The sequence below is a fragment of the Pseudomonas sp. J380 genome (assembly GCF_009827115.1).
Lineage (GTDB): Bacteria > Pseudomonadota > Gammaproteobacteria > Pseudomonadales > Pseudomonadaceae > Aquipseudomonas > Aquipseudomonas paracarnis.
This window is the reverse complement of sequence record NZ_CP043060.1, coordinates 4,236,535-4,253,698: the sequence shown is the minus strand read 5'-3', so window position 1 is coordinate 4,253,698 and position 17,164 is coordinate 4,236,535. Positions and strand designations below refer to the sequence as shown.

Genomic DNA, 17,164 nt, shown 5'->3' with positions numbered 1-17,164 from the left:
TGCATTTCACTATATAAATGCCTATATTTGGCGACAATTCTTGGCAAAAACCCTTTTGACAGAGGCGTATCCCCTATGCGTACCAACACCCAGACCAAGCGGGAGCTGGACAAGATCGACCGCAATATCCTGCGCATCCTGCAAACCGACGGGCGCATCTCGTTCACGGAGCTGGGGGAAAAGGTCGGGCTGTCCACCACGCCCTGCACCGAGCGCGTGCGGCGCCTGGAGCGCGAAGGGATCATCATGGGCTACAACGCACGGCTCAATCCCCAGCATTTGAAGGGAAGTTTGCTGGTATTTGTCGAGATCAGCCTGGATTACAAGTCGGGTGACACCTTTGAAGAATTTCGCCGAGCCGTGCTGAAACTGCCTCACGTGCTGGAATGCCATCTCGTGTCGGGTGATTTCGACTACCTGGTGAAAGCGCGAATCTCGGAGATGGCGTCGTACCGCAAATTGCTGGGCGATATCCTGCTCAAACTCCCCCATGTGCGGGAATCCAAAAGCTATATCGTGATGGAAGAGGTGAAAGAGAGCCTGAACCTGCCGATCCCTGACTGACCCACTGACACAACACGGTCAAATGTGGGAGCTGGCTTGCCAGCTCCCACAGTTTTAACCGAGTACATCCGCTAGACCAACACCTGCCGGGTACTCGCCATGTACTCATGAATCTGCTTCTCCACCCGCGGATGAATCAGCTCCACTGGCCGCCTGCCATTGGGGCACGGCAAGGTCTTGGTGGTGCCGAACAGGCGACAGATCAGCGGCCGCTCGTCATACACCGTGCAACCCTTGGGCCCCAGGTGTACGCAGTTCAGCGCGTCCATCGCCGCCTCTTGCTCGGCAGCGGTCTTGCGCGGCAGACGCGACATTTCCTCGGGCGAGGTGGTCACCGGCCCACAGCAGTCGTGGCAACCGGGGACGCACTCGAACGAAGGAATCTGGCGACGCAGCGCGCTGATTTTCTGACTGTTGCAACTCATCGAAACCCATACCGAACGGCGAATAGACGTGGATTCTGACGCAAAAAGCCCCGCGCAGACAGCGTCGTGCGACCCCTGTATCCTGCGTCAAATTTTCCAGACAGGGAGGTTCCCCATGACCGCCAGCGCCCGGCACACCGCTTCCTACTACGCCGCCAGCAGCGTCCCGCAACCGGATTACCCGACGCTGACGGGTGAGGTGAACGCCGATGTCTGTGTGATCGGCGGGGGGTTCTCCGGGCTCAACACCGCCCTGGAGTTGGCCGAGCGCGGCTTTCGCGTGGTGTTGCTGGAGGCGCGCAAAATCGGTTGGGGCGCCAGCGGGCGCAATGGCGGCCAGTTGATTCGCGGTGTCGGCCACGGGCTGGATCAGTTCACCCAGGTGATCGGCAGCGACGGCGTGCGCCAGATGAAGCTGATGGGCCTGGAAGCCGTGGAGATCGTGCGCGAGCGTGTGGAGCGCTTCCAGATCCCCTGTGACCTGACCTGGGGCTACTGCGACCTGGCCAACAAACCCCGCGACCTGCAGGGCCTGGCCCAGGATGCCGAAGAGCTGCGCAGCCTCGGTTACCGCCACGAAGTGCGCCTGTTGCAAGCCAGCGAGATGGGCACGGTAATCGGCTCTGACCGCTATGTAGGCGGCATGATCGACATGGGTTCCGGCCATCTGCACCCGCTGAATCTGGCACTGGGTGAGGCTGCCGTTGCCCAGCAGTTGGGCGTGGCGCTGTACGAGCAATCCCCAGTGACCCGTATCGACTATGGCCCTGAGGTCAAGGTGCATACCGCCCAAGGCACTGTGCGCGCCAAGACCCTGGTACTGGCCTGCAACGCCTACCTGAACGGGCTCAACCCGCAACTGAGCGGCAAGGTGTTGCCTGCCGGCAGCTACATCATTGCCACCGAGCCCTTGAGCGAGGCGCAAGCCACCCGCCTGTTACCGCAGAACATGGCCGTGTGTGACCAGCGCGTGACGGTGGATTACTTCCGCCTGTCCGCCGACCGCCGCCTGTTGTTCGGCGGCGCCTGCCACTACTCCGGTCGAGACCCCAAGGACATCGGCGCCTACATGCGACCGAAGATGCTGCAGGTATTCCCCCAATTGGCAGACGTTAAAATCGACTACCAATGGGGCGGCATGATCGGCATCGGCGCCAACCGCCTGCCGCAGATTGGCCGCCTGGCCGATCAACCCAACGTGTATTACGCCCAGGCCTATGCCGGCCATGGCCTCAACGCCACGCACCTGGCGGGCAAGCTGCTGGCCGAGGCCATCGGCGGCCAGCAACAGGGGCGCTTCGATCTGTTCGCCCAGGTGCCACACATCACCTTCCCCGGCGGCAAACACCTGCGTTCGCCGTTGCTGGCCCTGGGGATGCTCTGGCACCGCCTTAAAGAACTGCTCTGATCAATCGCGCCAGAAGGGTTTCAAACCCTCACGGCGCGCCTGCTCGGCGGTCAGCCCGATGTCGCGCAACTGCTCGCGGCTCAGGTCCAGCAGGGCCTTGCGCGTATGGCGACGGCGCCAGAACAGATTCCAGCGGCCAGGCGCCGAGGCAGTGATCACCTGCTCCTGCGCCACGTCCAGTTCCTGACTGCGTAACGCCAGCCGTACATCGCTCATGCCGCTCATTTGACTGCCCCTCATTGGCCTGTTGCCTTGAGTGATCAGCATGCGTGGGGGGCCAGAACCATTACAGATTCAGCCAACTCTTATTAAATACATACAGATGCTGCCTTTGCGTGGCTGAATCCTGTATTTTTCCCCTATCTGTACTGGTCCCTCGGGAGCGACCACCATGACCCTTTACGTCAACCTCGCCGAATTGCTCGGCACCCGTATTGAACAGGGCTTCTATCGTCCGGGCGATCGACTGCCCTCGGTGCGGGCCTTGAGTGTGGAACATGGGGTGAGCCTGAGCACCGTGCAGCAGGCGTATCGGTTGCTCGAAGACAACGGCCTGGCGATGCCCAAGCCCAAGTCGGGCTATTTTGTTCCGGTGGGCCGTGAACTGCCGGCACTGCCCGAGATAGGCCGCCCGGCCCAACGACCAGTGGAAATCTCCCAATGGGACCTGGTGCTGGAACTGATTCGTGCGGTGCCGCGCAAAGACGTCATACAGATGGGCCGAGGCATGCCGGATGTATTGTCGCCTACCTTGAAGCCGTTGCTGCGTAGCCTCGCCCGTGTCAGCCGGCGCCAAGACCTGCCGGGGCTGTATTACGACAATATCCTCGGCTGTATGGAACTGCGTGAGCAAATCGCCCGGCTGTCATTGGACTCCGGCTGCCAACTGAGCGCCGAAGACATCGTGATCACCACCGGCTGCCACGAAGCCCTCTCCGCCAGCATTCACGCCATTTGTGAGCCCGGCGATATCGTCGCGGTGGATTCGCCCAGCTTCCACGGTGCCATGCAGACCCTCAAGGGCCTGGGCATGAAAGCCCTGGAAATCCCCACCGACCCGCTCACCGGCATCAGCCTGGAGGCCCTGGAGCTGGCGCTGGAACAGTGGCCGATCAAAGTCATCCAGCTCACCCCAAACTGCAACAACCCCTTGGGCTACATCATGCCGGAAGCGCGCAAACGCGCCTTGCTGACCCTGGCCCAGCGCTTTGACGTGGCGATTATCGAAGACGATGTGTATGGCGAGTTGGCCTACAGCTACCCACGCCCGCGCACCATCAAATCCTTCGACGAAGACGGCCGTGTGCTGCTGTGCAGCTCGTTCTCCAAAACTCTGGCGCCCGGCCTGCGCATTGGTTGGGTCGCACCGGGACGCTATCTGGAGCGGGTGCTGCACATGAAATACATCAGCACCGGCTCTACGGCCACGCAGCCGCAGATTGCCATTGCCGAATTCCTCAAAGGCGGTCATTTCGAGCCTCATTTACGTAGGATGCGTACCCAATACCAGCGTAATCGCGACTTGATGCTCGATTGGGTCAGCCGTTATTTCCCCGCTGGCACGCGCGCCAGCCGGCCCCAAGGCAGCTTCATGCTATGGATTGAGCTGCCGGAGGGCTTCGACACCTTGAAGCTCAACCGCGTGCTGGTGGAACAAGGTGTACAGGTGGCGGTAGGCAGCATCTTCTCCGCCTCCGGCAAGTACCGTAACTGCTTGCGCATGAACTACGCTGCCAAGCCAACGACGCAGATTGAAGAGGCCGTGCGCAAGGTAGGTGCCGCTGCACGCAAGATGCTGCAAGAGACGGCGGACTGACCTTTCCCGAGCAAATGCCGTCATATGCCACAACCGCCCTGACCTGGAAGCAGTTTCCTTGATGATTCGACGGCTTTTACCGTTTTGCCTGCTGGCCGCCCTGGCCCTGGGCGGCTGCGCCACGCTCGACACCCCGCGCATCCCCAGCGATGCCCTGCCGGCGAAGGACTCCTCGTTCGGTCGCTCGATCCAGGCCCAGGCCGCCCCCTACCAAGGACGCTCGGGCTTCCGCTTGCTGCCCAACAGCAGTGAAGCCTTCATGGCACGTGCCGAGTTGATCCGCAACGCCCAGACCAGCCTCGACTTGCAGTACTACATCGTGCACGACGGCATCAGTACACGCATGCTTGTGGACGAACTGCTCAAGGCCGCCGACCGCGGGGTGCGCGTGCGGATTTTGCTGGACGACACCACCAGCGATGGCCTCGACCAGATCATCGCCACCCTCGCCGCCCATCCCAAGGTGCATATACGCCTGTTCAACCCGCTGCATCTGGGCCGTAGCACCGGCGTCACGCGCGCCATGGGCCGTGTATTCAACCTGTCACTGCAACACCGGCGCATGCATAACAAGCTGTGGCTGGCCGATAACAGCGTGGCCATCGTTGGCGGGCGCAATCTGGGCGACGAGTATTTCGACGCCGAACCGAACCTGAATTTTACCGACATCGACATGCTCAGCGTCGGGCCGGTGGCCGAGCAATTGGGTCACAGCTTCGACCAGTACTGGAACAGCGCCTTGAGCAAGCCTATCGATGACTTCGTCTCGAACAAACCCTCCAAGGTCGACCTCGCCGTCGCCCGCGGGCGCCTTGAAGCCTCCCTGGCTCAATCCCGTCAGCAGAACCACGCGCTGTATAACCGCCTGCGCACGTACCAGACCCAGCCCCGCATGGACATCTGGCGCCGCGAGTTGATCTGGGCCTGGAACCAGGCGCTGTGGGACGCGCCGAGCAAGGTACTGGCCAAGGCCGACCCCGACCCCCGACTGTTGCTGACCACTCAGCTGGCGCCAGAGCTGGCGGGTGTCAGCCATGAGCTGATCATGATTTCGGCTTACTTCGTACCGGGCCAACCTGGGCTGGTCTACCTCACAGGGCGTGCCGATGCGGGTGTTTCGGTGCGCCTGCTGACCAACGCCCTCGAAGCCACCGACGTACCGGCCGTGCACGGCGGTTATGCGCCGTATCGCAAGGCGCTGCTGGAGCACGGGGTAAAGCTCTATGAGCTGCGCCGGCAGCCGGGCGACCCCAGCGCAAGTAGCGGCCCGCACCTGTTTCGGCATGGCAGCTGGCGCGGCTCGGACTCCAGCCTGCACAGCAAGGCGATGATCTTCGACCGAGAAAAGTCGTTTATCGGCTCATTCAATTTCGACCCGCGCTCAGTGCTGTGGAACACCGAAGTCGGCGTACTGGTGGACAGTCCCGAGCTGGCTGAACACGTGCGCAACCTGGCGCTGGAAGGCATGGCGCCGGCGTTGAGCTATGAGGCCAAACTGCAGGACGGCCAGGTGGTGTGGGTGACAGAAGACAACGGCCAGATGCACACCCTGACCCGCGAACCGGGCAGTTGGTGGCGACGGTTCAATGCCTGGTTCGCCACCAGTGTTGGCCTGGAACGCATGCTCTAAAACCCCTGCGGATCACCTGTGGGAGCCGGGCTTGCCCGCGATAACGGTGTGCCAGACAACAAATAAGCTGGCTGACAAACCGTCATCGCAGGCAAGCCAGCTCCCACATTGGCCGCGTTAAAGGTCAGGCCGGCTGCGTAGCGCCGAAAGCCCCCTGGCGCAGCAACAGCACCACCAAACCCAGCGCCCCGGCGGCCATCAGCAGCGGTAGCGCATGCCCGCTGATCCACTGGCTGCCCGCTCCTGCCACCAGCGGCCCGATCAGGCAGCCAATGCCCCACAGCTGCGCCACGTGAGCGTTGGCACGCACCAACGCATCGTCGCGGTAGCGCTCGCCAATCAAAATCAGCGACAAGGTGAACAACCCGCCGGCACTGGCGCCGAACAGCACCCACACCGGCCAGATCAGCAACGTGTGCACCAATAACGGCACCGCCAGGCTCGACGCCAGCAACAGCAGTGCACAGGCCAGAAACAGGGTACGTCGCGGCAGATAGTCGGCCAGCGCGCCAATAGGCAATTGCAGCAACGCATCGCCCACCACCACCGTGCTGACCATCGCCAAGGCGATCTCGGCAGTAAAACCCTGTTGCAGGCAGTACACCGGCAACAGCGTCAGGATCATCGCTTCGAACGCAGCAAACAACGCCACGGCCCAGGCAATCGCCGGCAGGCCCAGGCAAAAGCGCCACAGGTCGCCAAATGTCACGCTGAACGAATCCGCCGTCGGCGCCCCGGTACGTCCTAGCAACAGTAGCGGCGCCACCACCAAAAGGCCTGCGCCGACCCAGAAGCCGTAGTCATGGTCGGTGCCAATCAGGCCCAGCAGCAACGGCCCCGACAGCTGGCTCAAGGCATAGCTGCAGCCGTAGAGCGCCACCAGCCGGCCACGCCACCGCTCGACCACCAATTGGTTGATCCAGCTTTCACCCAGGATAAATACGATGGTCAGGATCACCCCGATCATCAGCCTGAGCACCAGCCACACCGGATAACTGGGCAGGATTGCAAGCAAGCCGATGGACACCGCACCGGCCCACAGGCACAGGCGCATCAGGTTGGCAGTGCCGAGCCAGGACGCCATACGGCTGGAGACCTTGGCCCCCAGTAGCACGCCGAATGCCGGCATCGCCGCCATCACGCCAATAGCGAAACTGCCATAACCCCAGCCTTCAAGACGCAGGGATACCAACGGCATGCTGACACCCAGAGCCAGGCCAACGCTGAGTACCGACGCCAGCACGGCGAAATAAGTCGCCCAACGCATTGCCACGCTCCTGTGGATAATTCTGGTTCGCAAAACGACTGTAGGAGCGAGCTTGCTCGCGAAAAACGTTAACGATGACGCGTTCATGCTGGATAAACGCGGCGCCTTCAGGTTCTTCGCGAGCAAGCTCGCTCCTACAGGGGGATCAGCAGTGTTGCTTAGAGCTTGATCCAGGTCGCCTTCAGCTCGGTGTACTTGTCGAATGCATGCAGCGACTTGTCGCGGCCATTACCCGACTGCTTGAAACCACCGAACGGTGCAGTCATGTCGCCGCCATCGTACTGGTTAACCCACACGCTACCGGCACGCAAAGCCTTGGCCGTCAGGTGTGCCTTGGAGATATCCGCCGTCCACACCGCCGCAGCCAGGCCATATTGGGTGTCGTTGGCGATGGCGATGGCTTCTTCGGCGCTGTCGAAAGTGATCACCGACAGGACCGGGCCAAAGATCTCTTCCTGGGCGATCTTCATGGCATTGGTCACGCCGTCGAAAATCGTCGGCTCGACGTAGGTGCCGCCGGACTCTTCCAGGGTGCGCTTGCCACCCGCGACCAGCTTGGCGCCATCGGCGTGGCCAGCTTCAATGTACGAAAGCACGGTGTTCATCTGCTGCGTATCCACCAATGCACCCACAGTGGTGGCTGGGTCCAGCGGGTTGCCTGGCTTCCAGCCCTTGAGGGCCTCGATCACCAGCGGCAGGAAGGTGTCCTTGATCGAGCGCTCGACCAGCAGGCGCGAGCCGGCGGTGCAGACTTCGCCCTGGTTGAAGGCAATGGCGCTGGCGGCGGATTCGGCCGCCGCTTGCAGGTTCGGCGCGTCGGCAAACACGATGTTCGGGCTCTTGCCACCGGCTTCCAGCCATACACGCTTCATGTTCGACTCGCCGGAGCGGATCAACAGTTGCTTGGCGATCTTGGTGGAGCCCGTGAACACCAGGGTATCGACGTCCATATGCACCGCCAGGGCATTACCGACGGTGTGACCATAGCCAGGCAGCACGTTGAACACGCCCTTTGGAATACCAGCCTCAACGGCCAACGCGGCGATGCGGATGGCGGTGAGCGGGGATTTTTCGGACGGCTTCAGGATGACAGAGTTGCCGGTGGACAGCGCCGGGCCGAGTTTCCAGCACGCCATCATCAACGGGAAGTTCCACGGCACGATGGCGCCAACAACACCGACGGGCTCGCGGGTCACCAGGCCCAGTTGATCGTGGGGCGTGGCGGCGACTTCGTCGTAGATCTTGTCGATCGCCTCGCCGCTCCAGCTCAGGGCTTGCGCCGCGCCGGGGACGTCGATGTTCAGGGAATCGCTGATGGGCTTGCCCATATCCAGGGTTTCAAGCAGCGCCAGCTCTTCGGCGTTAGCCTTGAGCAGCGCGGCGAAACGGATCATGACGGACTTGCGCTTGGCTGGTGCCAGGCGCGACCACACGCCGGAATTGAAAGTGGCACGCGCATTTTCCACGGCGCGCTGGGCATCGCTGGCATCACAGCTGGCGACAGTGGCCAGCAAGCGCCCATCCACCGGGCTGATGCATTCGAAGGTGTCACCGGAAACGGCGGCGGTGTATTCGCCATTGATATAGGCGCGGCCTTCGATCTTCAGAGCCTTGGCGCGTTGTTCCCAGTCGGCACGGGTCAGGGTGGTCATGCGAGTGTCCTCCTCTTATTGAATACAAGGGCCTGGGAGGTTTATCCCGGCGCCATCACGAATGCTTGCCCGACCAGCCTGCTGTTCGGCTCAAGGCAGCTGCCACCCTAAACCAGCGGCTGGGGATGTTTCAATATATTTGACAGAACGGCGGCAAACGCCCTTGCGATGTTCATTTTAATAAACATAGACTTTGGGCTCTCCAACTGCAGGCCAGACGGGAAATGCACATGAGCATCCAGGACATCGTCGATTTCAGCCAAGCCAACACCGCCCCCGAACGCTACCGCCCTGCCGCCGAGAAAATCCTCAAGGGCGACCCCGAACAGACACTCTACAACCACTACAACAGCCCATGCGGCCAGATGAACGCGGGCGTCTGGGAAGGTGAAGTGGGCCAGTGGAAGGTCAATTACACCGAGCATGAGTACTGCGAGATCGTACAAGGCGTGTCGGTGTTGCGCGATGCCGAGGGGAATGCCAAGACACTGCGGGCCGGCGACCGCTTTGTGATCCCTGCCGGTTTCAGTGGTACCTGGGAAGTGCTGGAAGCGTGCCGCAAGATCTACGTGGTGTTTGAAGAGAAAGCCTGATCATTGGTTGATCGACAACGGGACGCTTAGCGTCCGAGACGGCATTCCCACGCAGAGCGTGGGAACGATCAGCAGAGCGTGGGAACGATCAGGCAAAAAAAAGCCCGCATCGTGAGATACGGGCTTTTTTTCACAAGGAAGAAAATCAATTACTTGATTTTGCCTTCTTTGTAGATCACGTGCTTGCGAACGCGCGGGTCGAACATTTTCTTTTCGAGCTTGTCCGGGGTAGTACGCTTGTTCTTGTCGGTAGTGTAGAAGTGACCAGTACCGGCGCTAGAGATCATTCGAATCAATTCACGCATGATAGAGCTCCTTAGATCTTGCCAGCGGCGCGGATTTCGGCCAGCACGACAGTGATGCCACGCTTGTCGATAATACGCATGCCTTTAGCAGATACACGCAGGCGAACAAAACGTTTCTCTTCTTCAACCCAGAAGCGGTGATGCTGCAGGTTCGGCAGGAAACGACGACGGGTTTTGTTATTTGCGTGGGAAATGTTATTCCCAGTCACCGGACCCTTACCGGTAACTTGACAGACTCTCGACATGCCTCAGCCCTCTAAAACCACATGCCCAACCCGGCATGGGTTGGCCGCTTAATCTCTCAGTCATTTGGCGCCAGGCGCCGCGTTTCTTTAGGGTCTTACCGGCTACACCTACAGTGAAGGAACCGGGCCCCTAGAAAAGAGCGCTGCTTTATACCAGAAAGACCCCAGTGCAACAACAACCTGTGTACTTTTAGCAGCGTAAATCTTGGCCACAAGTGCCTGAACCGCTGCCAGGAGGGGCCGCTGTAACAGCCGACCGCTCGTCGCACAGAATGATTTACAACGTCTGCGGTCACAGGGAAGTGCACGGCGAAACACGCTGAGGCGCCATCAAAACAGCATTTTGGCCAAAAGCACAGGCAAAAATGGGCTAGTCATTTATCAATCAGACCTCTACGGTAGGCTTTTTCCAGACTGCACTCGCAGATGGGCCTTCGATCTGCACAGGAAACCGAATATGCGCCTCGCTGCCCTACCGCTATTGCTTGCCCCTCTCTTTATTGCGCCGATGGCCGTTGCGGCCACCAACTTGGGCGTATGCACCGAGGCCAGCCCCGAAGGGTTCGATGTGGTGCAGTACAACTCACTGACCACCACCAACGCCTCGGCCGACGTGCTGATGAACCGTTTGGTGGAATTCGACGCGGCCAGTGGCAAGTTGGTACCGAGCCTTGCAGATAGCTGGGAAGTGTCGCCCGATGGGCTGACGTACACCTTCAAACTGCACCCCGATGTGAAATTCCATCGCACCAGCTATTTCAGCCCAAGCCGCACCCTGACGGCCGAAGATGTACGCTTCAGCTTCGAGCGCATGCTCGACCCGGCCAACCCGTGGCACAAGATCGCCCAGAGCGGCTTTCCTCACGCCCAATCCCTGCAATTGCCGGCACTGGTGAAGAAAATCGACGCCCTTGACCCACTGACCGTGCGCTTCACCCTCGACCATGCCGATTCCACCTTCCTCCCAGCACTGAGCATGGGCTTTGCCTCGATCTATCCGGCTGAATATGCCGATAAATTGCTCAAGGCCGGCACACCCGAGAAGCTCAACAGCCAGCCAATCGGCACCGGCCCGTTTGTGTTCGTGCGTTTCCAGAAAGATGCCGTGGTGCGTTACAAGGCCAACCCGGACTACTTCGCCGGCAAACCGGCGGTGGATAACCTGATTTTCGCCATCACCCCGGACGCCAACGTACGCCTGCAGAAGCTGCACCGCGATGAATGCCAGATCGCCCTGTCACCCAAGCCCCTGGATGTGGGCGAGGCCGAAAAAGACGCGGCGCTGAAGGTGGAAGAAACCGCCGCCTTCATGACCGCGTTCGTCGCCATCAACAGCCAGCACCCACCGCTGGACAAGCCCGAAGTGCGCCAGGCGATCAACCTGGCCTTTGATAAGGGCAGCTACCTCAAGGCCGTGTTCGAAGGCACCGCCGAAGCGGCCAACGGTGTCTACCCGCCGAACACCTGGAGCTATGCCAAAGAGTTGCCAGGCTACCCGCAGGACCTCGCCAAAGCCAAGGCCTTGCTGGGCCGCGCCGGGCTCAAGGACGGTTTCAAAACCACGATATGGACCCGCCCTACCGGCAGCCTGCTGAACCCCAACCCGAACCTCGGCGCCCAACTGTTGCAGGCCGACCTGGCCAAGGTTGGCATCCAGGCCGAGATTCGCGTGATCGAATGGGGCGAGTTGATCCGCCGCGCCAAGGCCGGCGAGCACGACTTGCTGTTCATGGGCTGGGCTGGGGACAACGGCGACCCGGATAACTTCCTGACGCCGCAGTTCTCCTGCGCCGCGGTGAAGTCCGGCACCAACTTTGCCCGCTATTGCGACCCCACCCTGGATAAGTTGATCAGTGCGGGCAAAACCACCAGTGAGCAAGGTGTGCGCAGCAAGCTGTATCAGCAGGCCCAGGCGCAGATCCAGCAACAGGCGCTGTGGCTGCCACTGGCGCATCCGACGGCGTTTGCCTTGACCCGCAAGAACATCCAGGGGTACCAGGTAAGCCCGTTCGGGCGCCAGGACTATTCGAAAGTCAGCCTCAAGCCCTAAGGCACAACCCCCAACCTGTAGGAGCGAGCTTGCTCGCGAAAATCGTCAACGATGACGCAGAAAAACCTGACACCCCACCGGGCCCTCTGGTTTTTCGCGAGCAAGCTCGCTCCTACAGAGGCAGGGCCGTTACAGCCAACCGTATTCAGCCATCGACAGCGGGTCACCATCGCCCACGATGATGTGGTCCAGCACCCGCACATCCACCACGTCCAGCGCCTTTTGCAGCAGCTTGGTCAATTTTCGATCAGCCGCGCTGGGCTCCGTGCTTCCCGACGGATGGTTATGACACAGGATCAATGCCGCCGAGTTGTACGCCAAGGCGCGCTTGACCACCTGTCGCGGGTAGACAATCGCAGCGTCGATCGTGCCTTGGGACATGACCTCGAACCCTAGCACCCGATGCTTGGAGTCCAGGAACAGGCAGCCGAAGATCTCATGGGGCTCATGGCGCAGCAGTGCCTTGAGGTACTCGCGCACGGCCAGCGGGTTTTCCAGCACAGAGTCAGCCCGCAAGCGCTCGGCCAGGTGGCGCCGGGACATCTCAAGCACCGCCTGCAACTGGGCAAACTTCGCCGGCCCCAGCCCCAGATGCTGGCTGAACAACGTCTGGCTGGCCTCCAGTAACGGGCGCAGGCCACCGAATTGGGCCAACAGATGGCGCGCCAGATCCACCGCACTTCGGCCGGCCACCCCCGTACGCAGGAAGATCGCCAACAGCTCGGCATCGGACAGGCTCGCCGCGCCGCCTTCCAATAACTTCTCCCGTGGACGCTCTGCCACGGGCCAATCACGAATACTCATCCCACCTCCCTGTATCTGCTCCGCTGTTGCCCGGCGGGCGCTGTGTTATCGTAGGGCCCTCTTTTTTGCCTGCGATTTCACCTGGGGAGGGGTCATCGCAGGTGTCATTGAACTGGCATCACTGAACTGGAAAGGCAAACCAATGCAGCGTCTGTATCGGAAACGCATCGTTCTCGGCGTCGGCGGCGGCATTGCCGCCTACAAGAGCGCAGAGTTGGTTCGCAGGCTCCTGGACCAGGGCGCCGAAGTGCGCGTGGTCATGACCCGTGGTGGCAGTGAGTTCATCACCCCGCTGACCATGCAAGCGTTGTCCGGCCACCCGGTTCACCTCGACCTGCTGGACCCGGCCGCAGAAGCCGCCATGGGCCATATCGAACTGGCCAAATGGGCCGACCTGGTGCTGATAGCCCCGGCCACTGCCGACCTGATCGCCCGCCTGGCCCAGGGCATTGCCGATGACCTGCTCACCACCCTGGTATTGGCCACCGACGCCACCGTCGCTATCGCACCGGCCATGAACCAGGCCATGTGGCGCGATCCGGCCACCCAGGCCAATACCCAACTCCTGCAAACCCGCGGCCTCAAGGTGTTCGGCCCGGCTTCCGGCAGCCAGGCCTGCGGCGACGTCGGCCTGGGCCGCATGCTCGAAGCCACCGACCTGGCGCAGTGCGCAGCCGAGTGCTTCCAGCATCTGGCCCTGACCGGCAAGCACGTGCTGATCACCGCCGGCCCGACCCAGGAAAACATCGACCCGGTGCGCTACATCACCAACCATAGCTCAGGAAAAATGGGCTTCGCGTTGGCAGAAGCTGCGGTCGAGGCAGGCGCACGGGTCACACTGATAACCGGCCCGGTACATTTGCCGACCCCTGATCGCGTTACGCGTATCGACGTAGTCAGCGCCCGGGACATGTTGGCGGCCTGCGAAGCCGCCATTCCCTGCGACCTGTTTATCGCCTCGGCAGCGGTTGCGGATTACCGACCCGAGGTCGTGGCCCCGCAGAAGCTCAAGAAAGACCCTACGAGCGGCGACGGCCTGCTCCTGCAAATGGTGCGTAACCCGGACATCCTGGCCACCATCGCTACCCGTCCGGACCGTCCGTTCAGCGTCGGCTTCGCAGCCGAGACCGAGCACCTGCTGGACTACGCCGCACGCAAACTGAAAGACAAAAACCTCGACCTGATCGTTGCCAATGATGTCGCCAACCCGAGCATCGGCTTCAACAGCGAGGAAAATGCGTGCAGCGTGATCGACCGTGAATTGCACGCCACCCTTTTCGCCCAGACCAGCAAGGGCAAGATTGCCCGCCAACTGATCTCTTTTATCGCCCAACGGCTGAACCAGGTTTAATGTCCATGCATGCTTTACAAGCCAAGATCCTCGACCCACGCCTCGGCAACGACTTTCCCCTGCCGGCCTACGCCACACCGGGCTCCGCCGGCCTGGACCTGCGCGCCATGCTCAAGCAAGACACCGTCCTTGAGCCGGGCCAGACCATCCTGATTCCCACGGGCTTGTCGATCTATGTCGGCGATCCTGGCCTGGCGGCGCTGATCCTGCCGCGCTCCGGCTTGGGCCATAAACATGGCATCGTGCTAGGCAACCTGGTCGGCCTGATCGATTCCGACTACCAGGGCGAGTTGATGGTGTCGTGCTGGAACCGTGGCCAGACTGCTTTCAACATCGCCGTCGGCGAGCGCATCGCCCAACTGGTACTGGTGCCGGTGGTGCAGGCGCATTTCGAATTGGTGCAGGAATTCGACGAAACCCAACGTGGTGCAGGCGGTTTTGGGCATTCCGGCAGTCACTGACTAAGCTGAACGTGGCCGGGCGCAATCGACCGGCCACACACCGCCGCCCGGCCTTTCAGGATAAAGAATGCGCGGAAATGATCATCGAGATTTCTATAATGAAATCAAAGGATTAGGTAAAAATAATGCCGAGGCCGAAGCGCCGATGGCATTTTTACACCACGAACTCTCTGCCGAAAACGCCGTCATACCCTTCAGTTTGAGCCTGCCGGCCAGCCACATCAGGCCCGCCTTGCCCCCTTTCAGATGGAGTTTCCCCCGCGATGAGTACCGCAGCCCGCGTAGCCCCGACCTTTCCCGACAGCATTTTTCGCGCCTATGACATCCGTGGTGTGGTCCCCAAGACCCTGACCGCCGAAACCGCCTACTGGATCGGCCGCGCCATCGGCTCCCAGAGCCTGGCCCAAGGCGAACCCAACGTCTCGGTAGGCCGTGACGGCCGCTTGTCCGGCCCGGAGTTGGTCGAGCAACTCATCCAGGGCCTGGCTGACAGCGGCTGCCATGTCAGCGACGTCGGCCTGGTGCCAACCCCCGCGCTGTACTACGCCGCCAACGTACTGGCGGGCAAATCCGGGGTCATGCTCACCGGCAGCCACAATCCGTCGGATTACAACGGCTTCAAGATCGTCATCGCTGGCGACACCCTCGCCAATGAACAGATCCAGGCTCTGCACACCCGCCTGAAGACCAACGACTTGACCAGCGGCACCGGCAGCATCACCAAGGTCGATATCCTCCAGCGCTACTCCGATGAAATCACTCGCGACGTCAAGCTCGCCCGCCGCTTGAAAGTCGTGGTGGACTGCGGCAACGGCGCAGCGGGTGTGATTGCCCCGCAATTGCTCGAAGCCCTGAACTGCGAAGTGATCCCACTGTTCTGCGAAGTAGACGGCAACTTCCCCAACCATCACCCGGACCCAGGCAAGCCGGAAAACCTGGTAGACCTGATTGCCAAGGTCAAGGAAGTGGGCGCCGACGTCGGCTTGGCCTTCGATGGCGACGGCGACCGTGTGGGCGTGGTGACCGAAACCGGCGAGATCGTGTTCCCGGACCGCCTGTTGATGCTGTTTGCTAGAGACGTGGTTGCGCGCAATGCCAACGCCGAGATCATCTTCGATGTGAAATGCACTCGTCGCCTGACGCCATTGATCAAGGAATACGGTGGTCGCCCGCTAATGTGGAAGACCGGTCACTCGTTGATCAAAAAGAAAATGAAGGAAACCGGCGCGCTGTTGGCCGGTGAAATGAGCGGTCACGTGTTCTTCAAAGAACGTTGGTTCGGGTTTGACGATGGTATCTACAGTGCCGCTCGCCTGCTGGAGATCCTCAGCAAGGAGAAATCCACGGCCGAAGAGCTGTTTCAGACCTTCCCGAATGATATTTCTACGCCAGAGATCAATATCCATGTGACCGAGGAGAGCAAATTCAGCATCATTGACGCATTGCACGATGCGCAATGGGGTGAAGGCGCCAACCTGACCACCATTGATGGTGTGCGAGTCGATTACGCCAAAGGCTGGGGCCTGGTTCGCGCGTCCAACACCACACCGGTGCTGGTCCTGCGTTTCGAGGCGGATACCGAGGCTGAGTTGCAGCGCATCAAGGACGTGTTCCACGCCCAGTTGAAACGTGTTGCCCCTGATCTCCAATTACCGTTCTGATTTTTGCCCGGAGCCCTGAATGACCCTCGAACGCGAAGCCGCTGCCAACACCGCCAAGGTCCTGTCCGAAGCGTTGCCTTACATTCGACGCTACGTCGGCAAGACGCTGGTGATCAAGTACGGCGGCAATGCCATGGAAAGCGATGAGCTGAAAACCGGCTTTGCCCGCGACATCGTGCTGATGAAGGCTGTGGGGATCAACCCCGTGGTCGTCCACGGCGGCGGCCCGCAAATTGGCGACCTGCTCAAGCGTTTGTCGATCGAGAGTCACTTCATCGATGGCATGCGTGTCACTGACGCGCAAACCATGGACGTGGTGGAAATGGTCCTCGGTGGCCAGGTCAACAAAGACATCGTCAACCTGATCAACCGCCACGGCGGCAGCGCCATCGGCCTGACCGGCAAGGATGCGGAACTGATCCGCGCCAAGAAACTGACCGTGACCCGCAAGACGCCGGAGATGACCCAGCCGGAAATCATCGACATCGGCCAGGTGGGCGAAGTCATCGGCATCAACACCGATTTGCTCAACCTGCTGGTCAAGGGCGACTTCATCCCGGTAATTGCGCCGATCGGCGTGGGTGCTAATGGCGAGTCCTATAACATCAACGCCGATCTGGTAGCCGGTAAAGTGGCGGAAGCACTGAAGGCTGAAAAGCTGATGCTGCTGACCAACATCGCCGGTTTGATGGACAAGGAAGGCAAGGTACTGACCGGCTTGACTACCCAGCAGGTAGACGACCTGATCGCCGACGGCACCATCTACGGCGGCATGTTGCCGAAGATCCGTTGCGCACTGGAAGCCGTGCAGGGCGGCGTCGGCAGCTCGCTGATCCTGGATGGCCGCGTGCCAAATGCAATACTGTTGGAAATCTTCACCGATACCGGTGTCGGTACGTTGATCAGTAACCGCAAGCGCCCTTGATCGCTGC

The 17,164-nt window shown here is 60.9% G+C and carries 17 protein-coding genes and 1 pseudogene; 11 read left to right on the top strand and 7 right to left on the bottom strand.

What is annotated here, in order from left to right; all coding sequences use genetic code 11:
• The first annotated feature begins 75 nt into the window (after positions 1-75).
• Positions 76-564, top strand: coding sequence for an Lrp/AsnC ligand binding domain-containing protein (locus FXO12_RS19120; protein ID WP_003176896.1), 489 nt, complete (start codon positions 76-78; stop codon positions 562-564).
• 71 nt (positions 565-635) lie between these two features.
• Here the strand turns inward: FXO12_RS19120 and FXO12_RS19115 are convergent, their stop codons facing one another.
• Positions 636-989, bottom strand: coding sequence for a YkgJ family cysteine cluster protein (locus FXO12_RS19115; protein ID WP_054919711.1), 354 nt, complete (start codon positions 987-989; stop codon positions 636-638).
• Between the two features lie 115 nt (positions 990-1,104).
• Between FXO12_RS19115 and FXO12_RS19110 the strand changes: the two genes are divergently transcribed.
• Entirely contained in the window at positions 1,105-2,397 is a 1,293-nt protein-coding gene (locus FXO12_RS19110) for an FAD-binding oxidoreductase (RefSeq protein WP_057975301.1), read from the top strand.
• On the opposite strand, the gene FXO12_RS19105 is transcribed toward FXO12_RS19110, so the two are convergent.
• Positions 2,398-2,622, bottom strand: a complete 225-nt coding sequence (locus FXO12_RS19105; RefSeq protein ID WP_034129086.1) for a DUF1127 domain-containing protein — start codon at positions 2,620-2,622, stop codon at positions 2,398-2,400.
• A 166-nt stretch (positions 2,623-2,788) separates the two neighbouring features.
• On the opposite strand from FXO12_RS19105, the gene FXO12_RS19100 reads away from it, so the two are divergent.
• Entirely contained in the window at positions 2,789-4,213 is a 1,425-nt protein-coding gene (locus FXO12_RS19100) for a PLP-dependent aminotransferase family protein (RefSeq protein WP_054896025.1), read from the top strand.
• A gap of 61 nt (positions 4,214-4,274) precedes the next feature.
• Complete coding sequence (locus FXO12_RS19095) at positions 4,275-5,843, top strand: phospholipase D family protein (protein WP_057975300.1); 1,569 nt, start codon at positions 4,275-4,277, stop codon at positions 5,841-5,843.
• A gap of 124 nt (positions 5,844-5,967) precedes the next feature.
• Here FXO12_RS19095 and FXO12_RS19090 read toward each other — a convergent pair whose 3' ends face one another.
• Positions 5,968-7,110, bottom strand: coding sequence for an MFS transporter (locus tag FXO12_RS19090; protein WP_057975299.1), 1,143 nt, complete (start codon positions 7,108-7,110; stop codon positions 5,968-5,970).
• Positions 7,111-7,268: 158 nt separating this feature from the next.
• Entirely contained in the window at positions 7,269-8,762 is a 1,494-nt protein-coding gene (locus FXO12_RS19085; RefSeq protein WP_003195472.1) for an aldehyde dehydrogenase, read from the bottom strand.
• Between the two features lie 230 nt (positions 8,763-8,992).
• On the opposite strand from FXO12_RS19085, the gene FXO12_RS19080 reads away from it, so the two are divergent.
• Positions 8,993-9,355, top strand: coding sequence for a cupin domain-containing protein (locus tag FXO12_RS19080; protein WP_014720478.1), 363 nt, complete (start codon positions 8,993-8,995; stop codon positions 9,353-9,355).
• A gap of 149 nt (positions 9,356-9,504) precedes the next feature.
• On the opposite strand, the gene rpmG is transcribed toward FXO12_RS19080, so the two are convergent.
• Together rpmG and rpmB are read right to left on the bottom strand one after the other, a co-directional pair.
• Positions 9,505-9,660, bottom strand: coding sequence for a 50S ribosomal protein L33 (gene rpmG, locus FXO12_RS19075; RefSeq protein ID WP_003176906.1), 156 nt, complete (start codon positions 9,658-9,660; stop codon positions 9,505-9,507).
• A gap of 11 nt (positions 9,661-9,671) precedes the next feature.
• Positions 9,672-9,905: a 50S ribosomal protein L28 gene (gene rpmB, locus FXO12_RS19070; RefSeq protein ID WP_003176907.1), complete on the bottom strand. Its 234-nt coding sequence runs from the start codon at positions 9,903-9,905 to the stop codon at positions 9,672-9,674.
• 457 nt (positions 9,906-10,362) lie between these two features.
• On the opposite strand from rpmB, the gene FXO12_RS19065 reads away from it, so the two are divergent.
• Positions 10,363-11,955, top strand: a complete 1,593-nt coding sequence (locus FXO12_RS19065) for an ABC transporter substrate-binding protein (RefSeq protein ID WP_057975298.1) — start codon at positions 10,363-10,365, stop codon at positions 11,953-11,955.
• A gap of 129 nt (positions 11,956-12,084) precedes the next feature.
• Here FXO12_RS19065 and radC read toward each other — a convergent pair whose 3' ends face one another.
• A complete protein-coding gene (radC, locus tag FXO12_RS19060) occupies positions 12,085-12,759 on the bottom strand; it encodes a DNA repair protein RadC (protein WP_057975297.1) in 675 nt (224 codons plus the stop codon).
• 142 nt (positions 12,760-12,901) lie between these two features.
• On the opposite strand from radC, the gene coaBC reads away from it, so the two are divergent.
• The 5 genes and pseudogenes from coaBC to argB all read left to right on the top strand — a co-directional run bounded on the left by coaBC (position 12,902) and on the right by argB (position 17,157).
• The gene (gene coaBC / locus FXO12_RS19055; protein WP_003195481.1) at positions 12,902-14,110 is read left to right on the top strand and encodes a bifunctional phosphopantothenoylcysteine decarboxylase/phosphopantothenate--cysteine ligase CoaBC; all 1,209 of its coding nucleotides are present in this window, start codon (positions 12,902-12,904) and stop codon (positions 14,108-14,110) included.
• A gap of 5 nt (positions 14,111-14,115) precedes the next feature.
• Entirely contained in the window at positions 14,116-14,571 is a 456-nt protein-coding gene (dut, locus tag FXO12_RS19050; RefSeq protein ID WP_054919777.1) for a dUTP diphosphatase, read from the top strand.
• A gap of 67 nt (positions 14,572-14,638) precedes the next feature.
• Positions 14,639-14,893 (top strand): hypothetical protein, encoded by a 255-nt coding sequence (locus FXO12_RS19045; protein WP_125919836.1) that lies wholly within the window; start codon positions 14,639-14,641, stop codon positions 14,891-14,893.
• Positions 14,826-16,232, top strand: a pseudogene (locus FXO12_RS19040) (phosphomannomutase/phosphoglucomutase); the annotation flags it as partial. The gene FXO12_RS19045 and the pseudogene FXO12_RS19040, both read left to right, overlap by 68 nt.
• 19 nt (positions 16,233-16,251) lie before the next feature.
• Complete coding sequence (gene argB / locus FXO12_RS19035) at positions 16,252-17,157, top strand: acetylglutamate kinase (protein WP_003213275.1); 906 nt, start codon at positions 16,252-16,254, stop codon at positions 17,155-17,157.
• Positions 17,158-17,164: the final 7 nt, after the last annotated feature.